Below are 5,372 nucleotides of genomic sequence, written 5' to 3' on the forward strand. Positions count from 1 at the left end.
CCCCGTCCGGCACGGCTCCCGGTGGCTCGTCGCGGATGCCGGGGATGGCCACCGACGCCGAACTGGCCCAGCTGTCCACGGCGCGGGGCCGGGAGCTGGACGTCCTCTTCCTCACGCTCATGATCCGCCATCACCGGGGTGGGATCACGATGGCTCAGCACGCGGCGGCCCACGCGCGGGAGACGGACGTCCGGGCGCTGGCCCGGGTGATGGTCATCAACCAGGCCGTCGAGATCGACCAGATGCAGGCCGACCTGCGCGCGCTCGGCTCTCCCCCGGCCTGACCTCGCCCGCCGGACGACCGGGCCGGCGCCACCCGGCCGTCCGGCGGAGTCCCCTGGTGGAGCCCTCCGGTGGTGCCGGCCCGCGGGAGGGCACATCGCGGTGACGGTGGTGGGCAGCTGCCAACGGGATTCGGGGCCGGGCCGACAGGTCCGTGTCGCCAGGCTGACAGCATGCCGAGCCGAATCATATTCATGATTTTTTTATGTTGCTCGTGCAACATCCGACCCATGCGACCGGTAGCGCACGTGGACGCCTCGTGCCAGACGTCACAAACCGGCCACAATCCACCACAGGGCTATCAGCAGCCACGGAGCACAAGCACGGACTACAAGCCGGCCACGCAACCACCGAGGAGTGATCAATGATAGCCGATGCGTCCCGTCCGGCCGACTCATCGCAACCGCCGAGCCGGCCGGGCCCACCGGAGCAGGCAGGACCGCCGAGTCCACCGAGTCCATGGGGCCCGTCAGGCCCGTCAGGCCCGACGAAAAAGAAACGGCCACGCTGGGTGAAGGGTCTGGTGATCGGCGTGGTGGCCCTGGCCGCCCTCGTGGCCGGCGGGCCGTTCGTCTACATCAACTTCATCGAGGGTGATCCGCCGGCCAAGTTGTCGCTGGACAGCGCGCCGGCGCCCGGCGGCACCGCGACCGGCCCGGCCGCCGGCGCCACGGCCGCCTACACCACCGCCGACGGGACGTGGACGGTGGCCGCCGGCTCGCAGGCCGGATACCGCGTCAAGGAGGTCCTGTTCGGGCAGGACACCACCGCGGTCGGCCGGACCTCGTCCGTCACCGGGAAGCTGGTCGTCAGCGGCACCTCCGTGCCGTCCGCCGACTTCAGCGTGGACGTGGCCACCATCACCAGCGACCAGTCGCCGCGCGACAGCCAGTTCCGCGGCCGGATCATGGAAACGTCCCGGTTCCCCACGGCCGGCTTCAGGCTGACCCAGCCGATCGACCTCGGATCGGTGCCCGCCGAGGGCGAGCGGAAGACCTACCAGGCAACAGGCGAGCTGACCGTGCACGGCGTCACCAGGACCGTCACCGTCCCGCTGGACACCCAGCTCACCGGCGGGCAGATCCGGGTCAGCGGGCAGATCCCCGTCACTTTCAGTGACTACGGCGTCGAGCCGCCGAACGCCGGCGGGATCCGGGTCGAGAACAACGGGATCATCGAGGTGCTGCTCGACTTCGCCAGGTCCTGAGCCCTCGTCAGGTCCCTGAGCCTTCGGCGGGCCCTGAGGACTTCGGCAGGCTCTGAGGTGAGGCCTTCGGCGGGCCCTGAGGCCTTCGGTGGATCTCCGGGCCCCGCCGGGCTCCCGGCGTCGGCAGGTTCCAGGATCGGCCCGCTCTGCGGCTCCCGGAGCGCCAGTCATACGACCATGCGTGACCGCATGGTCGACGGCCAACGGAAAAGATCGCTGTGGGTTTGTCGTTCGGTACACTCACCGGGCCCGCCCGGATCGAAAAGCGAACCGAGCGGCAGACTCCCCCAGCTCACGCCCTGCGCGGACGACCGCGGGCAGCGCTTCCCCGCGGCCAGGCCGCGCCCCCGCGACCCCCGGCCAGGAACCGGAACACCCGGCCCCGGAACACCCGCGGTCAGGATGCCGTGGCCGGCGGGCCGCCGCCCGCCCGGGAGAACGGCCGCAGCCGCGTGACCAGGCCGCGGACCTCGGCCGCCGCGGCGGCGATGGTCTCCTCGGGGACGCTCGGGGAGGTGCCCTCCAGCAGGACCTCGAGCGCGGACAGCCGTTCGGCGATCTCGGTCATCAGGTCGAAGTCGCGGACCCTCGCCCGGGCGAGCTCGGCGACCCGCTCATTCTTCTCGAACAGCTCGACGAATACCGTGACCTTTGCGCGCAGCAGCCACGGGTCGAACGGTTTGGCGATGTAGTCGACCGCGCCGACGGCATACCCGCGGAACGCGTGATGGGGCTCCCGGTCGATCGCGGTGAGAAAGATGATCGGGGTGTCCCGCGTCCGGCCGCGCTGTTTGATGCGGTGCGCGGTTTCGAAACCGTCCATGCCCGGCATCTGCACATCCAGGAGGATCACGGCGAAATCGTCCACCAGGAGGCGTTTGAGGGCGTCCTCCCCGGACGACGCGGTGACCAGGTCCTGGTCGAGGGAGGCCAGGATCGCCTCGAGAGCCATCAGGTTGTCGGGCCGGTCGTCCACCAGAAGGATCTTGCTGCGCGGACGCTCCGTACCGTGCGCGTCCTCGGCGTCCACAGCGCCCACAGCGTCCCCAGCGCCCACGAGGCCGCCCTTGCGCTCGGTCACCTGCCCGCCTCCTCGCCCACGGCGCATTGCCAGCATTGGGGACATGCGCCAAAACCCAACCGTACAAGCCCTCTCAAGCGGCCAGGCATCCGCGACCACACGCCTTCCGCAATACTCACGTTCCGTTCCCAGGAAGTATCCCTGACAAAACATCCGATCCAGGCGCCCGGCCCGGGCTACCCGGGCCGGGCCGGGCGCCGGTAGCCGCGGCGCCCACCGTACCCGCGGGCTGTACCCGCGCCGTACCCGCGGGCCCCGCGTCGGCGGGCAGGCGATACAAGCGGGCATCGGCGCGAACTTCGAGGCTTCCGTTCCACACCTGCTCCGGACGCGGCCGCCTACAGATGCGACCGCATGGCACTGAGCAGATGCCTCAGGTCGACCGGTTTGGTGATGTAGTCGGTCGCGCCCGCCTCGAAGCTCTTCTCCCGGTCGCCCGGCATCGCGTTCGCGGTCAGCACCACGATCGGCAGGGCGGCGAAGGCGGGCATCTGCCGGATCGTCGACGTGGTCTCGTTCCCGTCCAGGCCCGGCAGCATCACGTCCATCAGCACCAGATCGATCATCGAGCCCTCCTGCTGGAGCAGCCGGATCGCGTCGTGGCCGTTGTCCGCGTACAGCACCCGCATGCCGTGCATCTCCAGCGCGCTGGTGAGGGCGAACACGTTGCGGACGTCGTCGTCGACGACGAGCACGGTCGTGCCGACCAGCGGGTCGGTCTCGTCCAGCCCGCTGACGGGCTCGCGGCGGGCGAACTCCTCGGGCGCTTCGGTGAGGAAGGAGGTGCCGGTCGCCATCGGCCCCGTCGCGCCCGGAACCGAACGTGACGAACGTCGTGCTGCCGGCACCGGCACCGACACCGCGCCCGGCTCCTCCGTGGCCGACCCGTTCCTGACCGGTCCGTCCTTGCCCGGTCCCGCCCGGCCCGGCCAGGCCATGGTGGCCGGCCCCCCCGCCAGCCGGGATTCCTCCAGCGCCTGCCTGCCCTGCATCCCGGCCAGCCGGTGCGACGCCGCCGCGCGGGGCTCCCCGGACAGCATGATGATTCCCTCGTTGTCCCCGGGGGTGGTGGAGGGCAGGACCTCCGAGGGCATCACCGACGGTACGTACAGGGTGAAGGTGCTGCCCTGGCCCACAGCGCTGGCGACCCCGATGGCCCCGCCGAGCAGCCGCACGAGCTCCTTGCTGATCGACAGGCCGAGCCCGGTCCCGCCGTAGCGGCGCGACGTCGTCCCGTCCGCCTGCTGGAAGGCCTCGAAAATCATGCGGAGCTTGTCGGACGCCACCCCGATACCGGTGTCGGACACGCTGAACGCCAGCACCACCGGCGCGGCGGACAGGCTCGGCGCGGTGAACTCGATCTCGTCGGACGCGACGGTGACATCCAGCCGCACCTCACCGGAATCGGTGAACTTCACCGCGTTGGACAGCAGGTTCTTCAGCACCTGCTGAATGCGCTGCTCGTCGGTGACGAATTCCGCCGGGACGTCGTTGGCGACCGTCACCTCGAATGACAGCCCCCGCTCCTCGGCGAGCGGGCCGAATATCTGCGCGACCGCGTCGCAGAGGGTCGTGGTGCGGACGGTGGCGGCCTCGACGTCCATCTTGCCGGCCTCGACCTTCGACAGGTCGAGAATGTCGTTGATGAGCTCGAGCAGTTCGGAACCGGCCGAGTGGATCGTCTCGGCGAAATCGATCTGCTTGGCGCTGAGGTTGGCCTCCGGGTTGTCGGCGAGCAGCTTCGCCAGCAGCAGCAGGCTGTTGAGCGGTGTGCGCAGCTCGTGGCTCATGTTCGCCAGGAACTCGGTCTTGTACTGCGACGACAGGGCGAGCTGCTCGGCCTTCTCCTCCAGCCCGATGCGGGCCATTTCGATTTCCCGGTTCTTCTCCTCCAGCAGCGCGGCCTTCTCCTCCAGCTCGTTGTTGGTGCGCTGGAGCTCCACCGACTGCGAGCGCAGCTCCTGGGTGAGCCGCTGCGACTGGGCGAGCAGCTCCTCCGTCCGCGCGTTCGCCATGATCGTGTTCAGGACGACGCCGATCGTGTCGACGAGCTGGTCGACCAGGTGCAGGTGCAGTTCGGAGAACTGGGTGAAGGACGCGAGCTCGATGACCCCGAGCACCTGCTCCTCGAAGAGGACCGGCACGACGACCAGGTCGCTCGGTGGGGCCTCCCCGAGGCCGCTGCGGATGTAGAGGTAGCCGGCGGGCACCTGCTCCACCCGGATGCGCTTCTTCTCCACCGCGGCCTGGCCGATGAGGCCCTCCCCGAAGAGGAAGGTGCCGTCGGAGCGCTTGCGGGGCGCCGAGCCGTAGCCGGCGACGTGCCGCAGCTTGTCGCCCTCGATGAAGTCGAGCAGGTAGACCGTGCCGAGCTGGGCGCCGACCGCCGGCGTCATCTCACTGATGATCATCTGGCAGACCGCGTACAGGTCGCGCTGGCCCTGCATCTTGCCGCCGATCCAGGCGATGTTCGACTTCAGCCAGTCCTGCTGGGCGTTCTTCTCAGTGGTCTCCCGCAGGTTGGCGATCATCTGGTTGATGTTGTCCTTGAGCTCGGCGACCTCGCCCTCGGCCTCCACCGTGATCGAACGGGTGAGGTCACCGCGGGTGACCGCGGTCGACACCTCGGCGATCGCCCGGAGCTGGGTGGTCAGCGTGGACGCGAGCTGGTTGACGTTGTCGGTGAGGGCCTTCCAGGTACCGGCCACCCCGTCGACCGTCGCCTGGCCGCCGAGCTTGCCCTCGGTGCCGACCTCCTTGGCCACCCGGGTGACCTCGTCCGCGAACGAGGAGAGCTGGTCG

General features: G+C 69.8%; 4 protein-coding genes. 2 read left to right on the top strand and 2 right to left on the bottom strand.

Translation table 11 applies throughout. The annotated features are described in order from the left end of the window. Positions 1–284, top strand: a 284-nt coding sequence (locus AC5LUJ_RS05655) for a DUF305 domain-containing protein (RefSeq protein ID WP_493464575.1), incomplete at its 5' end; no start/stop codon positions are given. A gap of 509 nt (positions 285–793) precedes the next feature. After that, entirely contained in the window at positions 794–1,489 is a 696-nt protein-coding gene (locus tag AC5LUJ_RS05660; protein ID WP_250284606.1) for a YceI family protein, read from the top strand. A 397-nt stretch (positions 1,490–1,886) separates the two neighbouring features. Here the strand turns inward: AC5LUJ_RS05660 and AC5LUJ_RS05665 are convergent, their stop codons facing one another. Beyond that, complete coding sequence (locus AC5LUJ_RS05665) at positions 1,887–2,570, bottom strand: response regulator (protein ID WP_250284604.1); 684 nt, start codon at positions 2,568–2,570, stop codon at positions 1,887–1,889. A 338-nt stretch (positions 2,571–2,908) separates the two neighbouring features. Continuing rightward, on the bottom strand, positions 2,909–5,372 hold a 2,464-nt coding region (locus tag AC5LUJ_RS05670), incomplete at its 5' end, for an ATP-binding protein (RefSeq protein WP_493464576.1).

It is taken from the genome of Protofrankia sp. CiP1_Cm_nod3 (assembly GCF_982290655.1).